Raw genomic sequence first — 19,078 nt, 5'->3', positions numbered from 1 at the left:
TCAGCGGCGGCTGAGCCGCAGGTGACGGGCGTACCACGGGCGCCGTGGCGTGCGGCGCAGCAGGTCGGGCACATCACTGTCGCCGCTGAAGGTGATGCGCAGGGCCAGCTTCATGGTCTCGACGTCGCTCTCCATGCTCGGCCCCGGCACCGCGCCGGCATCGCCGCAACCATGGGTCGAAGCGCCCAGCCAAGGGTCGCTCACCTCCACCCAGCGCCCCGGGGCGAACCACGGCACGCCGTTCACCTCCAGCGGCACCAACTCGCCAGGGTGGTAGCGCTGGTGGGCCCGGAACCAGTCGTCCAGGCGGTCGTCGATCCAGCCGTGGAAGTGCCAGAACACCGGGTTCACGTGGGACGAGAAGGGATCGCCGAGGAAATCGTTCTCCGGCCGGAACCAGCGCGGGGCGAAATCCACCGGGTCGCGGTCGCCCATCACCGGCATGTCGTTGGAAGGGTCGCGGGTGACGCTGGCCCAGCGCATGTGCAGCCAGTCGTGCATGCCCAGCTCCATCTCCGAGCCGAACGCCCCGAGGGTCAGGGTCGCCAGGTACTGGGGATCGCGGTAGCGGGATTCCCAGACCTGGAAGTTGCTGTGGTAGGTCTCGGCGCTCTTGATGTCGTGCAGCCACTCGCTGAGATCGTCGTCATCCGTCGCCACCCAGGCGGGCGGTACGGAGAACCCGTCCTGGTTATCGAAATAGCGGGCGAAGGCCAGGCGGTCGTATTCCAGCGGCTGCACCGGCAGCGGCAGGCGCGTCCAAGACGGCAATGGTTGCAGGGAACGCGCCTTCATCAGCATGTGGCGGTGCATGAAGAAGAAATCCACGCCGGAGCCGTTGCGGTGCTTGATCGGCCCGCGAGCATCGCGTTCCTCGCCCCGGGGGCCGGGTTGCCAGCCGATTCCACGCAGGGCCTCGCGCTTGTTCTCAGGCAGGCGGTGCCATTTGTCGCGGGTGGCGTGCCAGAGCTGGTGGAACAGCCGGTGCTGGGGCGAGACGAGCCAGTCCAGCAGGGCCGGGCTCAAACCGATGCGCTCGCGGGCCACCGGGAATGGGCGCTTGTGGGCGACGAAGCGGCAATCGGCCTCCGGCGCGCTGAGGGGCACATCCAGGCGCCGGAGACGCCCGCTGAGGGTCGCGCTGCCGGCTTCGCCCTGGAGGTCCCAGACCTCGTCCAGCACCGCCAGGCATTCGTGACTGGGCATCGCGCCCGGCTCACCGCGGCCGAACAATTGCCAGCGCACCTCGGCCGCGGTGCTGCCGGAGAGATTACCCAGCACGCGGAACTCCGCTTCGCCAGGCCCGCGCAGGGTCTCGCCGAGCCCGAGGCACCCGGTCAGCCCACGGCCCCGGGGCGCCACGTCGAGGAGCAGCTCGGCACCTTCCGGTGGCAGGCCGGCGAGACCGGCGTCGCGCCCGAAGAAACGGACGTCCCAGAGCCCGCGCAGCTTGTCGGCGAGGCGGATGCCTTCGGTATCCGGCAGGTCAACACTGGCCTCGCCCGGGGTGACCGGCTCGTCCACCCGGATGAGCTGACGCGGCGTATAGACGGCCGCCGGAATCGCCGCTCCGGTCAACGCCAAGCCCGCCATGAAACCACGCCGAGAAACCGCCATCGCCCTACCTGCATTCGCCGCGGAACCCGCGTTACCCAGCAATGACGTACCGCCGGCGGGCAAATTTACGGCACCCGGGCATCGGCCCCGTCACTCACGGGAGTTTCCGGCGGAGGCGGCCTCAATGACCGGCGAGCAGGTCGATCGCCTCGTCGTACAGGGCCAGGGAGTCGCGGCGCCTGTGCACCTCGACGGACAGCAGTTGGCGGAACCGCCGGGCGCCCTTGAAGCCTTGGGCAAGGCCGAGGACGTGCCGGGTGATGTGGTGCAGCGCCCCGCCTTCGGCCAGGTGCGCCTCCACGTAGGGCCGCAGTCGCGCCAGGGCCTCCTGGCGGCTGGCCACCGGATCGGGGGCGCCGAACAGCATGCTGTCCACCGTCGCCAGCAGGTAGGGGTTGTGGTAGGCCTCGCGACCCAGCATGACCCCGTCGAAGACCTGCAGGTGCTCGGTGCAGGCCTCCAGGGTCTTGATGCCACCGTTGAGGATGATCTCAAGGTCCGGGAAATCTACCTTCAGGCGCGCGGCCACGTCGTAGCGCAGCGGCGGGATTTCGCGGTTCTCCTTGGGCGACAGGCCTTCCAGGATGGCGATGCGGGCATGCACGGTGAAGCTGCGGCACCCCGCCTGGCGGACCTGCTCGACGAACTCGCACAGCGCGTCGTAGCCATCGCGGCCATTGATGCCGATGCGGTGCTTGACGGTGACCGGGATGGTGGTGGCCTCTCTCATGGCCGCGACGCAGTCCGCCACCAGCGCGGGGTGCGCCATCAGGCAGGCACCGATGAGGTTGTTCTGCACCCGGTCGCTGGGACAGCCGACGTTGAGGTTGATCTCGCCGTAGCCCGCCGCCTCCGCCAGCCGCGCGCAGGCGGCCAGCTCCTCCGGCACACTACCCCCCACCTGCAGCGCCAGCGGGTACTCCGCCACACTGTGAGCCAGGAAGCGCTCCCCGTCGCCCCGCAGCAAGGCGCCGGTGGTCACCATCTCGGTGTACAGCAGCGCATGGCGGGACAGTTGCCGCAGGAAGAACCGGCAGTGGCGATCCGTCCAGTCCATCATCGGCGCCACGGAGAAGCGCCGGGACAACGGGGCACGCGGGGCGAGGGGCTCGACTGTTCGGGACATGGGTGCGACTACTCGGTTGCGACGGATCGGCTGTAGCGGGTGCCCGACCTTGCCACGGGACGAACGCGCGTCGGTTCGTGGCCCCTCGGCGTTCAGGGCGCTCGACGTGCCCACCGGATCGGGCGCGCGCAGGGTAGCCGAGTTCACCAGATTTGGTAAGCGCACGCGTCGGTTCGGAACCGCCACGGCCACAGCGCCTCCAAGGCACAGCCTGCCCGGCCGCGCATTGGCGTTGAGCGGTCCCACGCGCTCGGGTAAGGTCGCCGAACCGCCAAAAGGACAGCACCGACATGACTTCCAAGCTGGAACAACTCAAGCAATTCACCACCGTGGTGGCCGATACCGGCGACCTGGACGCCATCACCCGCCTCAAGCCGGTGGATGCCACCACCAACCCGTCGCTGCTGCTCAAGGCTGCCTTCCTGCCCCGCTACGCCGACCTGCTGGGCAGCGCCATGCAGGGTTGCCAGGGCGACGTGGGCCTGGCCTGCGATCGCTTTGCCGTCGCCGTCGGCCAGGAAATCCTCAAGGTCATCCCCGGCCGCATCTCCACCGAGGTGGATGCGCGCTTGTCCTTTGACACCGAGGCAACGCTGCGTCGCGCCGAACGGCTGGTGGAACTCTACGAGAAGGCCGGGGTGGGCAAGGACCGCGTGCTGATCAAGATCGCCGCCACCTGGGAGGGCATCCGCGCCGCGAAGCGCCTGGAGCGCGCCGGGGTGCAGACCAACCTGACCCTGCTCTTCGCCTTCGCCCAGGCGGTAGCCTGCGCCGATGCCGGTGCCTACCTGATCTCCCCGTTCGTGGGGCGCATCTACGACTGGTACAAAAAAAGCGAAGGCAAGGACTTCCAGGGCGCCGATGACCCGGGCGTGCAGTCCGTGACCCGCATCTACCGCTACTTCAAGGCCCACGACTACTCGACGGTAGTGATGGGTGCCAGCTTCCGCAACCTGGGCCAGATCGAGCACCTGGCAGGCTGCGACCGCCTCACCATCAGCCCCGACCTGCTGCAGCGTCTCTCGGACGAAGACGCCCCGCTCCCCCGCGTCCTGACCGCCGGCGGCGAAGCGGAACCGCGCCATGCCTTCGACGAGCCGGACTTCCGCTGGGCCCTTAACGAAGATGCCATGGCCACGGAGAAGCTCGCCGAAGGCATTCGCCAGTTCGCACGGGATCAGGAAAAGCTCGAAGCGCTGCTGACGGACAAGCGCTGAGGAACACGCTCGCCGCCTGCCCTGGAGGCGAGCGTTAGATCATAAGGGGGAAACGGACGGAACGCGTCAGTGGCGTTCCAGGGCGCTGACCAGATCGTGGAACGCTTCGCGATTGGACTCGTTGAGCCCCATGAGAATGCGGTGCGCTTCCAGCACTTTGCCGCGCACGACTTCCTCGGATTGATCCTGGGGCGGCAGGTCTTCCAGGCAGTCGGTGCACGGCAGGGGCTGGCCGACGATGTTGAACACCTGGTCGAAGCCCATGGACTGCAGCAGGCGGGTGATGTCCGGGTGCGTGGTGACCACGGTAGGCAACAGACCGACCTTCTGCCGCGACAGGATGGACAGCTTGGCCAGCAGGCCCAGGGTGGTGCTGTCGATGCTGTGGGTTTCCGTCAGATCGATGACGATCGCCGAGAAATTGAGGGCGGTGAAGATCTTTTCGATGGTGGAATCCAGCGCCGAGCAGAGCGTCAGACGGATTTCCCCGACGAACTTGAGGACGAAGGTACCGTCCTGTTCAGCGAACTGGATTTTACCAGTACTCATGCAAGGTTCCTGCTCAACACCAGCAAGGCGATATCATCCGGCATCTCACCGAGCTTGGCCAATCCGAACACGTGGCGCAACCCATCCAGGGTGCCGCCAGCCGAGCTCACGAAACGCGGTAGCGTGGCTTCCTTCTCTTTGAGGGTGTCCCCCGGCAAAAGGTCCAGGATACCGTCGGAAAGCAGGGTCAGGCTGAAGGACTGCGGCAGTTCCATCACGTGGTCGGAGTAGGTCGCCTCGTCGAACAGGCCGACGGGCAGGCCACGCCCCCCCAGGTAGGAAGCTTCGCCGTTGGCGAACATCACCGGCAGCGGGAGATGCCCGCCGATACTGTAGGTCAGGGTGTTGGCGGTCTCGTCGATGATACCGCCGAGCATGGTCACGTGCTTGCCCAGCTTGCAGTTGACCAGGCCACGGTTGATGTGGCCGAGCACTTCGGAGGGCTTGAACTCAGGCATCGCGCCGCCGCGCCGCGACTCATAAAGCAGGCGCGTGGTCATGAACTTCAGCAGCACGGTGACGAAGGCCGACGACGCGCCATGCCCGGAAACGTCGGCCAGGTAGAAGGCCACGCGACGCTCGTCGATCCGAAAGTAATCGACGAAGTCACCGGACAGATAAAGAGAGGGAATGATCTGGTGGGCGAAATGCAGGCCATCCACCGTCCAGGGCGTCACCGGCAGCATGTTCATCTGCACCTGGCGACCGGCGTTCTGGTCTTCCTGAAGCAAGTGCAGGCTGGCCTGCAACTCGCGATTGGTGACTTCCAGCTTCTCCCGGTAGCGTCGGTTCTCGGCGCGCAGATTCGCCCGGTCCAACGCCCGGCGGATCGAATGCTCGAGGACGGCGAGGTCTTCCAGGGGCTTGATGAGGTAGTCGGCGGCGCCCAGGCGCAATGCTTCGACCGCATCGCTCATCACCCCGGCGCCGGATACGACGATCACCGGCATCTCGGCATCGACGTCACCGATGCGGCGGATCAGCTCGAGGCCATCCACCTGGGGCATGCGCAGGTCGCACACCACGAGGTCCGGCCGTTGCTGCTCGAAGACCTGCAACCCCTGGAGTCCGTTTTCCGCCTGCAGAACGTCGAAACCGCTGTCTTCGAGATAGGCTGCGAGGCTCGCACGCACGACCTCGTCGTCATCGATGATCAGCAGCGTGGCACTGGGATTGCGCATGAGGTATCCAGGAACGACGCCGGGTTGCTGGTTGACATAAGCGTCGGCCCAAGACCGTAGCGTGTATACGGGGTTCGCTTCACGGCGCAGACGGTACTCCCATCCGCCTGTCGATTCAAGCGTGCGCCGATCGTCGTGGCCCGCCTTTACACCCGAAATCGGCGGGGGTTATAAGTGCCCATTGGAGCGCAACCAAAACAACGAGGACCGCGTCGCCATGAGCCAGAACGATCGAACTTACAGCGAAAAGCGGGACTTCATTCGCATGCAAGTCGAAACCACCGTAGTGCTCTACCATGCCGGGCAGGAAATCCCCGGGAAGAGCCTCAACCTGTCCAGCACGGGCATGCAACTGGAGGTGAAAGCCTCCGTCGAGATCGGTGAGAAAGTCCGTGTGCACATTCCGTCGGAACACGCCGAGTTGCCTGGCCTGGAGGCCGAGGCCGAAGTGGTACGGTCCGCCGACCTGGGCGACGGGCTCCACTCCCTGGGCCTGGCGTTCGTGAAGGTGAGTTGAGCGTTTCGTCCATGACATGAAAAAGGCGGCCCCAGGGCCGCCTTTTTCATGTCCGCATCGAATCAGAAGTCGTCTTCCACCTGGCCATCCTTGACCCGGAACTCACGGTTCTGCAGGTAGGCGTTACGCAGGAAGATGTACTTGTCCCCGGTGATCATCTTCTCCGCCGACAGCAGGCTGGCGCGGGTATCGACCACCTCGACGGCGCGGGTGACGTTGCGGGTCGGCACGTGGCCCATGTAGCGGTAGGGGCCGACGTAGCTTTCCGGCACCAGGGCCACCGCGTCGCGCACGGTGCTCGGGCCGAACAGCGGCAGCACCAGGTACGGCCCGCTGTTCACGCCCCAGGCGCCCAGGGTCTGGCCGAAGTCCTCGTCGCTCTTCTGCAGCCCCATGCGGCTGGCCACGTCGAAGAAGCCCAGCACGCCGAAGGTGGTATTGAAGATCAGCCGGCTGGTATCGACGCCCGCATCGTGGAATTTCGCCTGGAACAGGTTGTTGGCCAGGTTGCCCACGTCGCCGACGTTGCCGAAGACATTGTGGATACCGTCTTCCAGGAACTGCGGGGTCACTGCCTGGTAGCCCTTGGCGATGGGCTTCAAAGCGTAGGTATCGAGGGTGTCGTTGAAGCGGAAGACCGCCCGGTTGACGCCCTCCCAGGGATCCTCTTCGGCGGCGCCGGCCACGGCGGGCAGGCAGCCCAGGTAGGCCAGCAGGGCCACGCGGCCGACATGGTCGGTCCAGTGAGCGATCCTGTTACGCATTGCGGCTCTCCTCGAATGGCGGCGGGCGGCACCCGCAAAAAGGCGCCCAGTATACGGTCAGCCACGGCCCTTGCGCAGCGCCCGGCGAGGTAATCCGATCGTCACAGGATGTGGCTAGGCTGGCGGCATTTCCCAGGACCCCTGTCATGCCCCACGACCACCTCCTGCTCCCCTTCCGCGCCGTGCTGTTCGGTCTTTCCGGCTGCCTGGTGGACTTCGGCGCCCGTACGTTGCCCCAGGCGTTGCTCGCCGCCAGCGGCCACCCGCCGCTGGAACCCCTGGTGGCGCCACCGGCCACTGCCCTGCAGGCCTGCCTGGGCCACAGCCCGTCCACCAAGGACCTGCAGCGACTGGAGGAAAACCTGCTGCGCCTGGCCTACCTGCACGACGAGCCGACTCCCGGCGCCCTGGAGGCCCTCGAGGAGCTGAGCCAGAGCGGTATTCCCTGGACCTACCTGGATGAACTGCCGCCCCTGGTGCTGGAGGTGCTGGCCCGTCGACTGCCGTCGCCCGATTGCACGCTGCCCGTGGCGAACCGCCCCTGGCCGGCGCCGGACGCCTGCCTCAATGCGCTGATCGGGCTCGACGTCGATCGCCTGGAAGGTTGCCTGCTGGTGAGCGGCGACCCGCGCCTGCTGCAAGCCGGCCTGCACGCCGGGCTGTGGACCGTCGGGCTGGCGGCCAGCGGACCGCTGTGCGGCCTGGCGCCAGCCGAGTGGCTGGCCATGGACCGCCTGGAACGGGACCGCCGGCGCGCCCAGGCGACCATGCAGCTCTACCGCTGCGGCGCCCATTCGGTGATCGACCACCTGGCCGAGCTGGGTCCCTGCCTGGCGGACTTGGCGAGCCGGCGGGCGAAAGGCGAAAAACCCTGACACCCGTCGGGGCGGGACGACGGCCCCGGGGCTGGATTACCCTGTGCAAACCTTTGGCCCCGGCCGGGGGTCAATTGCTGAGCCACCAACAGGGAGACAGCCCATGGCCGTGCAAGACCTACGTGAACAACTGGCCCAGCTGCGCCTGCAGCTGGATAGCGGCGCCCCCATGAGCGCCGAGGACCGCAGCCATCTCGAGGCACTCGCCCAGCGCATCGAGGCGCAACTGCAGAACGAGACCAGCGTCCCCGACGCCAACGTGGTGGATGGCGTCAACCTGGCCGTCGAACGGTTCGAGGTGGAGCACCCGACCCTCGCGGTGACCCTGCGCAACATCATGCAGAGCCTGGTCAGCATGGGGGTGTGACCCTCGCCGTCGGTGGCGACGCTCAGGCAACCGGGCGTTCGCCCCCGACCGATGGCGCAGGCAACCAGATCGCCACCCGCAGCCCGCCCAAGGGGCTGTCTTCCAGGGTCAGCCGGCCCTGCCACGACTCGACGATGTCCCGCACGATGCCCAGGCCCAGCCCGTGGCCGTCCACCTGCTCGTCCAGCCGCGTCCCGCGGCCCAGCACCGCCTGGCGTCGCGCCTCGGCCACGCCGGGACCGTCGTCATCCACCCGCAGGCGATACCCGGTCGGCTCGGGCTCCAGCGTCAGGCTCACCCTGCACACGGCCCATTTGCAGGCGTTGTCCAACAGGTTGCCCAGCAGCTCCAGCAGGTCTTCCCGGTCCCAGGGGAGCCGCAAGCCGTCGGGCGCCCGCCAGCTCAGGTCGAGGCCACGGTCGTGGATCATCTGAAGCGTGGCGAACAGCGGCGGTAGCTCTTCAGCGCAGTCGAAATGGGCCCCGGGCAACGCCTCCCCGGCCAGGCGCGCCCGCCCCAGCTCCCGGGCCAGGCGCCGTTCGATCTGCTGCAACTGCTCCCCCAGGGTCGCCTGCAGGTCCGGGTACGCGCGCAGCGCCTCGCGTTGGCTAAGGCTGACCAGCACCGCGAGGGGTGTCTTCAGGGCATGGCCGAGGTTGCCCAGGGCATGCCGGGAGCGGCGCAGGGTGTCCTCGGTGTGGCCCAGCAGGTGATTGACCTGGGCCACCAGGGGCTCCAGTTCCTCCGGCACGTCGCGGTCCAGCTCGGCACGCTGGCCCTGTTGCAACTGGGCGATCTGCCGACGCACTCGCTCCAGCGGCCTCAGGGCGCGGTGCACCGTGTAGCGCTGCGCCAGCAGCAGGACCAGCAGCGCGGCCGCGCCCAGAGCCAGCCCCAGCCAGCGCACATGATCGAAGCGCGCCAGCACCGGCGTGTAGTCCAGCGCCACGGTGATGGCCACGTCCTGGCCGAAACGCCGATAGTCCGCCCGGTAGACCAGCAGGCGCTGCCCGCGAGGCCCTTCGCCCAGCTCGCCCTGCAGCCCGGCGCTCCCGGGCTCCGTCAGGTCTCGGTCCCACAGGGACCGCGAGCGCCAGTGGGTGTCGGCGAAATCGATACGGAAGTAGCGCCCCGAGAAGGGCCGTTTGTAGGATGGATCGAGCCGCTGCTCGTCCAGCTGCATGCCCTGGGGACCGCGCACCAGGGCGATCAGCAGCCCTTGGGCGCGGTCCCGCAGGTCGTTGTGCAGGGAGTCCCGCAGCGCCCGGTCGAACAGCCACAGGCTGCCCTGGGCCAGGCCGATGCCCACCAGCAGCAGCATGCCCACCAGGCCCAGACTGAGGCGACGCTGGATGGACCTCAAGCGCCGTCACCGGCGAAACGGTAGCCCTGGCCGCGACGGGTCTCGATGACCTGCCGGCCCAGCTTGCCGCGCAACCGGTTGACGTGGACCTCCAGCACATTGGAATCCCGCTCGGTCTCGCCGTCGTAGAGGTGCTCGGCCAGCTGGGTCTTCGAGAGCAGCTGGCCGGGGTGCAGCATGAAGTAGCGCAGCAGGCGGAATTCCGCGGCGGTCAGCTCCACCTCCCGCTCACCCCGCCGCACCCGCTGGCGCGATTCGTCCAGGCACAGGCCGGCGGCCTCCAGGTGCGTCTGATTGGCCAGCCCATGGGCCCGGCGCAGCAGGGCCTGGATGCGCAAGGCCAGCTCCTCCGGGTGGAACGGCTTGGTCAAATAATCGTCCGCCCCGGCCTTGAGGCCGTCGATCCGCTCCGCCCAGGCGTCCCGCGCCGTCAGCACCAACACTGGCGTGGCCAGGCCGGCGGCGCGCCAGTCCCGCAGCACGTCAAGCCCGGGCCGGCCGGGCAGGCCCAAGTCCAGCACGATCAGGTCGTAAGGTTCGCAAAGGCCCTGATGGGCCGCGTCGCGGCCATCCGCCAGCCAGTCCACCGCATAGCCCTGGCGCCCCAGGTCGGCGAGCAGCGTGTCGGCCAGGGGCACGTGGTCCTCCACCAGCAGCAGGCGCATCAGTCCTCCTCATCCTTCAGGAGCCGCCCATCGTGGGCGTCCAACTCCAGTTCGCGCACCACGCCTTCGCGGGTGAGCAGTTCCACTTCATAGACGTAGACGCCGTGCTCCTCTTCCAGCTCGGCCTCCAGCAGCGTCGCGCCGGGGTATCGCGTCAGGGCCGACTGCAGCAGCCGGTCCAGGGGCGCGATGGTGCCGGTTTCCCGCAGTTTCAGCGCTTCGTCCTGATCCAGGTCGCGGGCATCGGTGGCCAGGGTGCACAGCCCGGCGAGGATCGCCGCCAGGCCGCTGCGGCACACCCGCCTAGACATCAGTCGTCCTGGTGATCCCTGAGAACCTGGGCGGTGCGGGCGTCAAGCTCCAGGTCCCACTGCAGGCCCTGGGGATCGCGCAACTCGACCTGATAGATGTGCCGGCCATACTCCTCCTCCAGCTCGGTTTCGGCCACGGTGGCACCCGGGTGCAGGGCGATGGCCGCGGCGTTGAGATCGTCGAAAGGCCGAATGGTACCCGCATCGCGCAGGCGTAGCGCCTCGTCGGGTCCCAGGTCGCGGGCCTGGGCGGTGGCGGACAGGCCGACGAGGGCGGCGGCGAACAGAGCGGTCAGGGTTTTCATGGCGTTCTCCAGTAAAGGGGGGTACGGCTTCAACCCTACCGGGCACGACTTAACTCAAGCTGAACGATGGCTCGTGGCCACAGGGGCGGTATTCACGCCCTGAAGTCACCCCGCCATGGGCCTATAATCGCCGCCTCGCTCGAAGGAGGCCGCATGAGCGCCATCAGGATTCCCTACCCCGCCCTTACCCTGCGCGCCGGGCGCCGCGCATTGCAGCGCATCCGCGAACAGGGCCTGCAGCCGGCCGACGTCGCCATCCTGCCCGGCGCCGCCGGCGGTCCCAAGGGGCTGGGCATCCAGGGCCTGGACCTGGCGCTGTTCGCCGACTGGCTGCCGCGGGACCCGCGCCCCCGCACGCTGATCGGCGCGTCCATCGGTTCCTGGCGCTTCGCCGCCGCCTGCCTGCCGGATGCCGCGGCGGGCATCCGCCGGCTCGGCGAGCTGTACACCGGGCAGCGCTTTCGCAAGGGCGTGAGCATGGCGGAGGTGTCCCGCAGTTGCGTGCGCTTGCTGGAGGACCTGCTGGACGGCCAGGACGCCGCGCTGCTGGCCAACCCCTACTACCGGCTGAACGTGATGGTGGTGAAGAGCAACGGCTTGCTGGCCGGCGACCACCGCGGTGCCCTGGGCCTGGGGCTGTCCTCGGTGATCGGCGCCAACCTGCTGGGACGCCGGCACATCGGACAGCACTTCGAGCGGGTGATCCTACACGACGCCCGGCAGGCGCCGCCCCTGGCGCCCCTGGACGACTTCCGCTCCCATTACCACGCCCTGGACGCCGGCAACCTGCGCCAGGCCTTGCTGGCGTCCGGCTCCATTCCGCTGGTGATGGAGGCCATCCGCGACATCCCCGGGGTCGGCCCGGGCACTTACCGGGATGGCGGCCTGCTGGACTATCACCTGGACCTGCCTTACGCCGGCGATGGGGTGGTGCTCTACCCCCACTTCACCGACCGGGTGATCCCCGGCTGGTTCGACAAGGGCCTGCCATGGCGCCGCGGCGACGCCGGCCGGCTGCAGGACGTGCTGCTGGTGGCGCCGTCCCGGGAGTACCTGGCACGCCTGCCCCACGGCAAGCTGCCCGACCGCAAGGATTTCTATCGCTACGGGGGGACGACGCGGGGCGCGAGCGCTATTGGCGCCAGGCCATGGCGGAGAGCCAGCGGCTCGGCGATGCATTCCTCGAACTCGTCGAAGGCGGCCACCTGGGCGACCGCCTGCTGCCCCTCTGAACGGGCCGCCCGCTCAGCCGGGCATGCCGTCGGCGCGCGGCGTCCACAGCATCCGCCCGTAGTAGCCGACGAACAGCGCGAAGCCGAGCATCCAGCAGGCGCCGGCCAGCCACAGGGCGCCCTGGGGCCACAGCGGCGGCAGGAACACTCGGGCCAGCGCCGCCAGGTTGAGGGCCGCGAAAGCCACGCCCATGGCCGCTGGCGGCTGTAGCGGCCGGCCGGTGTGGCCGAGGCTGACCCGGGCCAGCATGCCGAGGATCAGCCCCCCCATGGCGCCGACCCCCAGGGCGTGCAGCGGCAGGCTGCCGTTGTCCAGCAAACCGGCGTGCCACAGCGCGGCGCCGGAGGCGGCCAGCACCAGCCAGGCGAACGCCAGGTGCAGCGACCAGAGCAGCGGCACCCGCCAGATCCCCGGCGAATACCAGCGTGCCAGGCGCAACGCCTGGCAGGCGCCCAGGGCGGCGAACAGCGGGACCAGCCACGGGTGTGGCAGCACGCCGAAGCCCGTGGCGCTGGCCAGGGCCGCCAGCATCGACAGCCCCAGGGTCAGCCGCTCCAGCCAGGGCCAGGGCTTCACCGGCGCCGCCAGGCCCAGCCCGCGCTGGGTGAAGAAGGGAATCACCCGTCCGCCGATCATGCTCATCAGCGCTGCCAGCAGCCACAACGCGGCGAAGGCGGCCTGCCGTTGCCAGGCTGCGTCGTCCGTCACCACGCCGGCCAAGGCCAGCCCATCGCAGGCGGCCAGCAGGCTCAGCAGGAGCAGCACCGGGTAGTTGTTACGCTGGCGCACCGCCCACAGGCTGCGGCCGATGGCCCAGGCCACCGCCGGCAGGAACGCCCCGTCGAGCAGCGCCAGGGGCAGCGCCGGCATGCCCGCAAGCCAGCCCAGGCGCGCGGCCAGCCAGAGCACGGCGAGGGCCATCAGCGGACGCCCGCGCAGGCCGGGCTGGCCGGTCCAGTTCTGTACCGCGGTGAGCAGGAAGCCGGCGACGATCGCCATGCCGAAGCCGAACGGCATCTCGTGGCGGTGCCAGACCAGCCAGCCGCCGGTGGGCTGCCAGCTTCCGCTCAAGCCGTTCAGCGCCAGCAGCCAGGCGAATACCGCCAGCGCGGCGAAGGCCGCGCCGGCGAGGAAGAACGGACGAAAGCCCAGTCGCCACAACGGCGCCGGTAAGGGCGTCCGACTCGTTTCAAGCTTCAACACAACACACCTCCCCGTCGAAACGACGCAAGCGCGCCTGGCTCAGCAGGCGCATCACATAACCGATCTTCAAGAGCCCGGGGCCAACCACCGTCAGGCCATGAGCGAGCACCAGCGCGGGAATCGGCAGCCAGGTGTCGAGGCCATAGGCGGCTACCAGGCCACCGGTGCCCAGCGCGGCACCCGACAGCAGCAGGCGATTGGCGAGATGCAGCGCGCGTTGCGGGCATTCCAACAGGTCGAGGCTGTTCATGGCATTCACTCCAGGGCACTGGCCGGTCCGAAGAATTCATAGTGGCAACGGTCCTCCGCCACACCGAGCTCCCGCAGGTGGCGGCGGACCTGGGCCATGAACGGTTTCGGACCGAGGAAATAGGCGTCCATGGCGGCAGGGTGTGGCAGCCAGCGGGCCAGCCGTTCTCGATCCAGCAGGCCCTGGGCGTCCGCCACGTCGCCCGGACGCGGCTCGCTGTAGCAGTAATGGCAATGCAAGTGCGGGTGGTGCGCGGCCAGCGTATCCACCCATTCGCGGAAACCGTGCACACCGGCGTGGCGCGCGCAGTGGATGAAATGCACCGGGCGCCCCGTGGCCAGGGCAGCCTCCAGCATGCTCAGGGCCGGCGTGATGCCTACCCCGGCGGTGATCAGTGCCAGGGGCCGGTCGCTGGCGCGCAGCACGAACTCCCCGGCCGGCGGAAACAGCTCGATCACGTCGCCCGGGGCGAAGCGCTCGTGCAGGTAGCCCGAGACCCGGCCGCCGGGCTCGCGCTTGACGCTGATGCGGTACTCACGGCCGTCGCTCAAGGCGGACAGCGAGTAATTGCGGCGCAGCTCCTCGCCCTCCAGCAGCACCCGCAGGCCGATGTACTGCCCCGGCTCGAAGGCCGGCAGCGGGCCGCCATCCTCGGGGCGCAGGTAGAAGGAGGTGATCTCCTCGCTCTCCGCCTGCCGCCGCGCCAGCACGAAGCGCCGCGCCCCGCGCCAGCCGCCCGTGGCGTCTGCCTGGGCGGCATAGACTTCCTCCTCCGCGCCGATCAGCAGATCGGCCAGTTGGCCGTAGGCCGCCGACCAGGCGTCGATGACCGCATCGGTGGCCACTGCCGCTCCCAGCACGTCGCGAATGGCGCGCAGCAGGCACGTACCGACGATGGGGTAGTGTTCGGGCAGCACCTGCAGCGAGACGTGCTTATTGACGATGCGCGCCACTAGCGGGCCGAGGGCGTCCAGCCGGTCGATATGGCGGGCGTAGGCCAGTACACCCTCGGCCAGCGCACGGGGCTGGGCACCACTGGCCTGGTGGGCCTGGTTGAACAAGGGCCGGACTTGGGGGTATTCGGCCAGCATGACGCGGTAGAAGTGGGTGGTGAGTGCCTCGCCGCCCTGCTCCAGCAGGGGCACGGTGGCTTTGACGAGGGCACGTTGTTCTGGACTGAGCATGCAAGGACTCCAGGCGTTATTTTCGTTCAAGGTTGCCTGGGGTTGTCCCACCACGATCCGTGCCAATCGCCAGCAGGCTGTTTTACAAGGGATTTATCTCTACTATTGTCGTTGCGACTACCAGCGAATGCTGTCATCAGGACAATCCGTGTCGATATGACTACCAACCCTCTGCTCCGCGCCTTGCTGCCCCTGGTGGACGACCTGGCCCGCGACCTGCCCGAATCGGAACGCTACCGGCGTCTGCTGGAGGCACTTCGGCAATGGATGCCCTGCGACGCCGTGGCCCTGTTGCGCCTGGACGAGAACCAGTTGGTGCCCCTGGCGGTGGACGGCCTGAGCCCCGACACCCTGGGCCGGCGCTTCAAGGTGGAGGAGCACCCTCGCCTCGCGGCGTTGCTGGAACGTCGCGGCCCTACCCGCTTCGCCGCCGGCTGCGAGCTGCCCGACCCCTACGATGGCCTGGTAGAGGGCCACCGCGGTCACCTGGAAGTCCATGACTGCATGGGCTGCCCGCTGTACCTGGACGACCGTCCCTGGGGCCTGCTGACCCTGGATGCCCTCGACCCGTCCCGCTTCGGCCAGAACGACCTGGACAACCTGGAAGCCTTCGCCAGCCTGGCGGCCGCCACGGTAAAGGCCGGGGAACGCATCAGCGGCCTCACCCGGCGCCTGGAGGACGAGCGCCAGCGGGCGGAGACCTACCGCCAGCATCGGGAACGGGAAATGATCGGCCAGAGCGCCATGCACCGGCGACTCATGGAGGAAATCGCCCTGGTGGGCGGCAGCGAGCTGAACGTGCTGATCCAGGGCGAGACGGGGGTCGGCAAGGAACTGGTGGCCCAGGCGTTGCACGCCCATTCGCCTCGCAGCGCCCGTGCGCTCATCAGCCTCAACTGCGCCGCCCTGCCGGAAACCCTGGCCGAGAGCGAGCTGTTCGGCCACGTGCGTGGTGCGTTCTCCGGGGCCGTGGCCGAGCGCCGCGGCAAGTTCGAACTGGCCGATGGCGGCACTCTGTTCCTCGACGAGGTGGGCGAACTGCCCCTGGCGGTCCAGGCGAAGCTGCTGAGGGTGCTGCAGAGCGGGCAGTTGCAGCGGGTCGGCTCCGACCGCGAACACCAAGTGAACGTGCGGGTGCTGGCGGCCACCAACCGCGACCTGGCCGAGGAGGTACGCAGCGGGCGGTTCCGCGCCGACCTCTACCACCGCCTGAGCGTCTACCCGTTGCGGGTGCCGCCGCTGCGGGAACGTGGCCGCGACGTGCTGCTGCTGGCCGGCTACTTCCTCGAGGAAAACCGTCACCGCCTCGGCCTGCGCGCCCTGCGCCTGGCGCCCGAGGCCCAGCCCGCGCTGCTGGCGTATGGCTGGCCGGGCAACGTACGCGAACTGGAGCACGCCATCGGTCGCGCCGCGCTCAAGGCCCTGGCGGCCAGCCCGGAGCGCCCGCGAATCCTCACCCTGTTCCCACGCCACCTGGACCTGCCGACGACACCGGGCCCGGAGAATGAGCCACCCCTGGTCCTGGCCGAGCGCCCGGCGGGTCCGTTGAAGGACGCCCTGGACGACTACCAGCGGCAGTTGATCCGTGCCAGCCTGGCGCGGCAGCACGACAACTGGGCCGCCGCCGCCCGCGAACTGGGCCTGGACCGCGCCAACCTGCACCGCCTGGCGAAGCGCCTGGGCCTGCGCTGAGGAGCCGGTCGCCCCCTCATCCGGCAGTCGCGCCGCAAAGCCGATGCCCGCGTCTCAGCTGGTACACTGCGCGCCTTCGTCGGCCCGCAGCGGCCGGCCCCACCCCGCCCGCTGCGCCGGGCCCGTTCGAGCGAGTCGCGATCCCCCGTGGAACTGTTCAAGGAATTCATTTTCGAGGCCGCCCACCGGCTTCCCCACGTCCCGGCCGGGCACAAGTGCGGCCGCCTGCACGGTCACTCGTTCAAGGTCGGCATCCACATCCGCGGCGCGATCGACCCCCACACCGGCTGGGTACGGGATTTTTCCGAGATCAAGGCGATCTTCAGGCCGCTGTATGACCAGCTGGATCACAACTACCTGAACGAGATCCCCGGCCTGGAAAACCCCACCAGCGAAGTGCTGGCCCAGTGGATCTGGCAGCGGCTCAAACCGGGGCTGCCGGAACTGTACAAGGTGCGCATCCACGAGACCTGCACCAGCGGCTGCGAATACCGGGGCGACGCCGAGACGCCCTGAGCGACATGAAAAAGGCCACCCGGAGGTGGCCTTTTCTTTTCCGCGAGCGCCTTAGAAGTAGGCGTTCTCGCGGTTGGTATGGTCGGTGACGTCGCGCACGCCCTTCAGTTGGGGAATACGCTCCAGCAGGGTCCGTTCGATGCCCTCCTTCAGGGTCACGTCGGCCTGGCCACACCCCTGGCAACCACCGCCGAAGCGCAGGATGGCCACGTTCTCGTCGATGTCCACCAGGCTGACCTGGCCACCATGGCTGGCGAGGCCTGGGTTGATCTCGGTCTGCAGGTAGTAGTTGATGCGCTCGCTCAGGGGGCTGTCCTCGTTGACCATCGGCACCTTGGCATTGGGTGCCTTGATGGTGAGCTGGCCCCCCATGCGGTCGGTGGCGTAGTCCACCACGGCGTCTTCCAGGAACGGCTCGCTGAGGGCATCGATCCAGGCGGTGAAGCGGGCCAGCGCCAGGGGCGTGTCCTCGGGCTTCTCTTCCCCCGGCTTGCAGTAGGCGATGCAGGTTTCGGCGTATTGGGTGCCCGGCTGGGTGATGAAGATACGAATGCCGATGCCCGAGGTGTTCTGCTTGACCAGCAGGTCGGCCAGATAGTCCTGGGCGGCTTCGGTGATGATGATGGCGCTCATGGCAACTCCTCGCAAACAGGCCGACAGTCTACGTCAATCGCCCCAGGCCGACAAAGTCCCAGTCTTTTAGTCAGGAAAGCTGGGGGCGCGGCAGGCGCTGGGGATCGGTGTCCAGCCAGCGCCGGGCATAGGCGAAGGACCGTTTCTCGATCCATTCGTAGCTGGCCCAGGACGCCAGCAGGATCACCGGCAGGCAGGCGGCGATGACCAGATACGTGTTCAGCGCATAGCGATCCAGCAGGTACCAGCCCACGGACAGCACGATCACGTGCACCAGGTACACCGAATAGGAACAGTCCCCCAGGACCTTCAGCGGCCGGGCGTTGCGGAACATCGGTTCCAGGGCGATGCAGGCCACCACCAGCATGGCGCTGGGTACGCCCCAGTGGAACAGCCGCATGGAGCTGTCCAATTGGCAGATGGCCAGGATCGAGGTCGCCAGCAGGGTCAGCGCCAGACCGACGTCCAGGCGCAACCAGCCGCGGCTGTGGGCGACGCCGATGGCCACGCCGAACAGGAATTCATAGACGATGCTGTTGCGGTAGAAATCGCTCAGCCACGGCTGGCGCGCCAGGACCGTGCTCACCAGCACCAGGGCCACGCCGATCAGCCCGGGCCGCCAGCGCTGCGGCGCGATCAGCGACAGGGCGAACAGCAGGTAGAAGAACATCTCGTAGTTCAGCGTCCATCCCACTGCCAGGGTGGGGTAGAGACCGTAGCCGGCGGGGTTCTCCGAAGGCACGAACAGCAGCGACAGCAGGAAGTGGTGCAGATCGAAGCTCTGGGTCGGCATCACCGGCCGGGCATAGACGATGATCAGGGCCACCATGACGCTGTACAGCCAGTAGGCGGGGACGATGCGCAGGAAGCGATTGAGCATGAAGCGGCCGGCCTGGATGTCCTTGCCGCGGGTGGACAGGTAGATGACGAAGCCGCTGATCACGAAGAAGATGTCAACGCCGATGGCGCCGCGTTCGACGAAGAAGCGCCCAAATGCACTGTCGGCCTTGAAGTCGAAGAAAATCTGCATCACGTGGTGGAACACGACCAGCCAGGCGGCCAGGGCCCTGAGCGCCTGCAACGAAATCAACATCCGCGAAATCCTCTCGCCGGGACGCCGGTCCGGCGTCCGTTTTCATCGGGAGATCGTCGCGCGCCCTGTGTGTGGGTCGGCGTTGACGATCACCAGTAACGACACTGTCATCGAAATGTCCGACCGCGGGAGAAGCGGAAAGGTCGCCGCTTCATCCGAGCGGGAAGGATTCGAAGAGGGGGCTCACGGGAAGGCGAACGGCCATCGTGGATAATGAAAACAGCTTCTTTTCGCCTAGCCATCCCTTCCCCACGAGGGAGATCAAGCGTTCCCAGGAGCGGCAGGAGGGACGGCGAAACGGGGAAGGCGGATAGAGATTTCCCGGCTTCTTGCACAGGCAGCAGCAGATACAGCTCGAAGAGCCCGCGAATCGGCTGATAGCGAATGGCGAAACCGCATCGCGGCGTCGCGGCGCGC

At 68.1% G+C, this 19,078-nt stretch carries 20 protein-coding genes and 1 pseudogene; 7 read left to right on the top strand and 14 right to left on the bottom strand.

Features of this window, described 5'->3' with window-relative positions:
- Both pvdP and dusA read right to left on the bottom strand, forming a co-directional pair.
- Positions 1 to 1,617 carry a pyoverdine maturation tyrosinase PvdP gene (pvdP, locus tag FM069_RS10790; protein WP_143488303.1) on the bottom strand — a complete coding sequence of 539 codons (1,617 nt, stop codon included), beginning with the start codon at positions 1,615 to 1,617 and terminating at the stop codon, positions 1 to 3.
- Positions 1,618 to 1,738: 121 nt separating this feature from the next.
- Entirely contained in the window at positions 1,739 to 2,743 is a 1,005-nt protein-coding gene (dusA, locus tag FM069_RS10785) for a tRNA dihydrouridine(20/20a) synthase DusA (protein ID WP_143488302.1), read from the bottom strand.
- Between the two features lie 290 nt (positions 2,744 to 3,033).
- On the opposite strand from dusA, the gene tal reads away from it, so the two are divergent.
- Complete coding sequence (gene tal / locus FM069_RS10780; RefSeq protein ID WP_143488301.1) at positions 3,034 to 3,960, top strand: transaldolase; 927 nt, start codon at positions 3,034 to 3,036, stop codon at positions 3,958 to 3,960.
- 66 nt (positions 3,961 to 4,026) lie between these two features.
- Here tal and rssC read toward each other — a convergent pair whose 3' ends face one another.
- Both rssC and rssB read right to left on the bottom strand, forming a co-directional pair.
- A complete protein-coding gene (gene rssC, locus FM069_RS10775) occupies positions 4,027 to 4,509 on the bottom strand; it encodes an anti-sigma factor antagonist RssC (protein WP_143488300.1) in 483 nt (160 codons plus the stop codon).
- Positions 4,506 to 5,690 carry a two-component system response regulator RssB gene (rssB, locus tag FM069_RS10770; protein WP_143488299.1) on the bottom strand — a complete coding sequence of 395 codons (1,185 nt, stop codon included), beginning with the start codon at positions 5,688 to 5,690 and terminating at the stop codon, positions 4,506 to 4,508. Before rssB ends, rssC begins: the two co-directional genes overlap by 4 nt.
- A 217-nt stretch (positions 5,691 to 5,907) precedes the next feature.
- On the opposite strand from rssB, the gene FM069_RS10765 reads away from it, so the two are divergent.
- On the top strand, positions 5,908 to 6,207 hold the full coding sequence (locus FM069_RS10765) for a PilZ domain-containing protein (protein ID WP_143488298.1): 300 nt from the start codon (positions 5,908 to 5,910) through the stop codon (positions 6,205 to 6,207).
- A 62-nt stretch (positions 6,208 to 6,269) separates the two neighbouring features.
- Here the strand turns inward: FM069_RS10765 and FM069_RS10760 are convergent, their stop codons facing one another.
- Entirely contained in the window at positions 6,270 to 6,971 is a 702-nt protein-coding gene (locus FM069_RS10760; protein ID WP_143488297.1) for an MlaA family lipoprotein, read from the bottom strand.
- Positions 6,972 to 7,117: 146 nt separating this feature from the next.
- On the opposite strand from FM069_RS10760, the gene FM069_RS10755 reads away from it, so the two are divergent.
- Together FM069_RS10755 and FM069_RS10750 are read left to right on the top strand one after the other, a co-directional pair.
- Positions 7,118 to 7,846 carry an HAD family phosphatase gene (locus FM069_RS10755; RefSeq protein ID WP_143488296.1) on the top strand — a complete coding sequence of 243 codons (729 nt, stop codon included), beginning with the start codon at positions 7,118 to 7,120 and terminating at the stop codon, positions 7,844 to 7,846.
- A 103-nt stretch (positions 7,847 to 7,949) separates the two neighbouring features.
- Positions 7,950 to 8,213, top strand: a complete 264-nt coding sequence (locus tag FM069_RS10750) for a DUF4404 family protein (RefSeq protein ID WP_143488295.1) — start codon at positions 7,950 to 7,952, stop codon at positions 8,211 to 8,213.
- A gap of 22 nt (positions 8,214 to 8,235) precedes the next feature.
- Here FM069_RS10750 and FM069_RS10745 read toward each other — a convergent pair whose 3' ends face one another.
- The 4 genes from FM069_RS10745 to FM069_RS10730 are packed head-to-tail and all read right to left on the bottom strand — an operon-like array spanning position 8,236 to position 10,857.
- The gene (locus FM069_RS10745) at positions 8,236 to 9,576 is read right to left on the bottom strand and encodes a sensor histidine kinase (RefSeq protein ID WP_143488294.1); all 1,341 of its coding nucleotides are present in this window, start codon (positions 9,574 to 9,576) and stop codon (positions 8,236 to 8,238) included.
- Positions 9,573 to 10,241, bottom strand: a complete 669-nt coding sequence (locus FM069_RS10740; RefSeq protein WP_143488293.1) for a response regulator transcription factor — start codon at positions 10,239 to 10,241, stop codon at positions 9,573 to 9,575. Before FM069_RS10740 ends, FM069_RS10745 begins: the two co-directional genes overlap by 4 nt.
- Positions 10,241 to 10,552 (bottom strand): PepSY domain-containing protein, encoded by a 312-nt coding sequence (locus FM069_RS10735; protein WP_143488292.1) that lies wholly within the window; start codon positions 10,550 to 10,552, stop codon positions 10,241 to 10,243. Before FM069_RS10735 ends, FM069_RS10740 begins: the two co-directional genes overlap by 1 nt.
- Positions 10,552 to 10,857 (bottom strand): PepSY domain-containing protein, encoded by a 306-nt coding sequence (locus tag FM069_RS10730; protein ID WP_143488291.1) that lies wholly within the window; start codon positions 10,855 to 10,857, stop codon positions 10,552 to 10,554. Before FM069_RS10730 ends, FM069_RS10735 begins: the two co-directional genes overlap by 1 nt.
- 153 nt (positions 10,858 to 11,010) lie before the next feature.
- Here FM069_RS10730 and FM069_RS10725 point away from each other — a divergent pair.
- Positions 11,011 to 12,089, top strand: a pseudogene (locus tag FM069_RS10725) (patatin-like phospholipase family protein).
- Between the two features lie 13 nt (positions 12,090 to 12,102).
- Here the strand turns inward: FM069_RS10725 and FM069_RS10720 are convergent.
- Genes FM069_RS10720 through hmpA form a run of 3 tightly spaced genes read right to left on the bottom strand, consistent with a single transcriptional unit; the run spans position 12,103 to position 14,727 of the window.
- Positions 12,103 to 13,293, bottom strand: a complete 1,191-nt coding sequence (locus FM069_RS10720; RefSeq protein ID WP_143488290.1) for an NnrS family protein — start codon at positions 13,291 to 13,293, stop codon at positions 12,103 to 12,105.
- On the bottom strand, positions 13,280 to 13,543 hold the full coding sequence (locus FM069_RS10715; protein WP_143488289.1) for a transmembrane sensor/regulator PpyR: 264 nt from the start codon (positions 13,541 to 13,543) through the stop codon (positions 13,280 to 13,282). Before FM069_RS10715 ends, FM069_RS10720 begins: the two co-directional genes overlap by 14 nt.
- A gap of 5 nt (positions 13,544 to 13,548) precedes the next feature.
- A complete protein-coding gene (gene hmpA, locus FM069_RS10710) occupies positions 13,549 to 14,727 on the bottom strand; it encodes an NO-inducible flavohemoprotein (RefSeq protein WP_143488288.1) in 1,179 nt (392 codons plus the stop codon).
- A gap of 156 nt (positions 14,728 to 14,883) precedes the next feature.
- On the opposite strand from hmpA, the gene norR reads away from it, so the two are divergent.
- Entirely contained in the window at positions 14,884 to 16,419 is a 1,536-nt protein-coding gene (gene norR / locus FM069_RS10705) for a nitric oxide reductase transcriptional regulator NorR (protein WP_143488287.1), read from the top strand.
- Between the two features lie 147 nt (positions 16,420 to 16,566).
- Complete coding sequence (gene queD, locus FM069_RS10700; RefSeq protein WP_143488286.1) at positions 16,567 to 16,935, top strand: 6-carboxytetrahydropterin synthase QueD; 369 nt, start codon at positions 16,567 to 16,569, stop codon at positions 16,933 to 16,935.
- A gap of 51 nt (positions 16,936 to 16,986) precedes the next feature.
- Here the strand turns inward: queD and nfuA are convergent, their stop codons facing one another.
- Complete coding sequence (gene nfuA / locus FM069_RS10695) at positions 16,987 to 17,568, bottom strand: Fe-S biogenesis protein NfuA (RefSeq protein WP_143488285.1); 582 nt, start codon at positions 17,566 to 17,568, stop codon at positions 16,987 to 16,989.
- A 70-nt stretch (positions 17,569 to 17,638) separates the two neighbouring features.
- On the bottom strand, positions 17,639 to 18,661 hold the full coding sequence (locus tag FM069_RS10690; protein ID WP_143488284.1) for an acyltransferase family protein: 1,023 nt from the start codon (positions 18,659 to 18,661) through the stop codon (positions 17,639 to 17,641).
- Between the last annotated feature and the right edge of the window lie 417 nt (positions 18,662 to 19,078).

Source organism: Pseudomonas mangiferae (genome assembly GCF_007109405.1).
Lineage (GTDB): Bacteria > Pseudomonadota > Gammaproteobacteria > Pseudomonadales > Pseudomonadaceae > Pseudomonas_T > Pseudomonas_T mangiferae.
Note: the sequence above shows the minus strand (reverse complement) of the source record. Positions and strands in the feature narration are given on the sequence as shown.

Excerpts from the sequence above, each read along its gene's own strand:
- pvdP (WP_143488303.1), bottom strand. The coding sequence starts at position 1,617 with ATGGCGGTTTCTCGGCGTGGTTTCATGGCGGGCTTGGCGTTGACCGGA.
- dusA (WP_143488302.1), bottom strand. The coding sequence starts at position 2,743 with ATGTCCCGAACAGTCGAGCCCCTCGCCCCGCGTGCCCCGTTGTCCCGG.
- tal (WP_143488301.1), top strand. The coding sequence starts at position 3,034 with ATGACTTCCAAGCTGGAACAACTCAAGCAATTCACCACCGTGGTGGCC.
- rssC (WP_143488300.1), bottom strand. The coding sequence starts at position 4,509 with ATGAGTACTGGTAAAATCCAGTTCGCTGAACAGGACGGTACCTTCGTC.
- rssB (WP_143488299.1), bottom strand. The coding sequence starts at position 5,690 with ATGCGCAATCCCAGTGCCACGCTGCTGATCATCGATGACGACGAGGTC.
- FM069_RS10765 (WP_143488298.1), top strand. The coding sequence starts at position 5,908 with ATGAGCCAGAACGATCGAACTTACAGCGAAAAGCGGGACTTCATTCGC.
- FM069_RS10760 (WP_143488297.1), bottom strand. The coding sequence starts at position 6,971 with ATGCGTAACAGGATCGCTCACTGGACCGACCATGTCGGCCGCGTGGCC.
- FM069_RS10755 (WP_143488296.1), top strand. The coding sequence starts at position 7,118 with ATGCCCCACGACCACCTCCTGCTCCCCTTCCGCGCCGTGCTGTTCGGT.
- FM069_RS10750 (WP_143488295.1), top strand. The coding sequence starts at position 7,950 with ATGGCCGTGCAAGACCTACGTGAACAACTGGCCCAGCTGCGCCTGCAG.
- FM069_RS10740 (WP_143488293.1), bottom strand. The coding sequence starts at position 10,241 with ATGCGCCTGCTGCTGGTGGAGGACCACGTGCCCCTGGCCGACACGCTG.
- FM069_RS10735 (WP_143488292.1), bottom strand. The coding sequence starts at position 10,552 with ATGTCTAGGCGGGTGTGCCGCAGCGGCCTGGCGGCGATCCTCGCCGGG.
- FM069_RS10730 (WP_143488291.1), bottom strand. The coding sequence starts at position 10,857 with ATGAAAACCCTGACCGCTCTGTTCGCCGCCGCCCTCGTCGGCCTGTCC.
- FM069_RS10715 (WP_143488289.1), bottom strand. The coding sequence starts at position 13,543 with ATGAACAGCCTCGACCTGTTGGAATGCCCGCAACGCGCGCTGCATCTC.
- hmpA (WP_143488288.1), bottom strand. The coding sequence starts at position 14,727 with ATGCTCAGTCCAGAACAACGTGCCCTCGTCAAAGCCACCGTGCCCCTG.
- norR (WP_143488287.1), top strand. The coding sequence starts at position 14,884 with ATGACTACCAACCCTCTGCTCCGCGCCTTGCTGCCCCTGGTGGACGAC.
- nfuA (WP_143488285.1), bottom strand. The coding sequence starts at position 17,568 with ATGAGCGCCATCATCATCACCGAAGCCGCCCAGGACTATCTGGCCGAC.
- FM069_RS10690 (WP_143488284.1), bottom strand. The coding sequence starts at position 18,661 with ATGTTGATTTCGTTGCAGGCGCTCAGGGCCCTGGCCGCCTGGCTGGTC.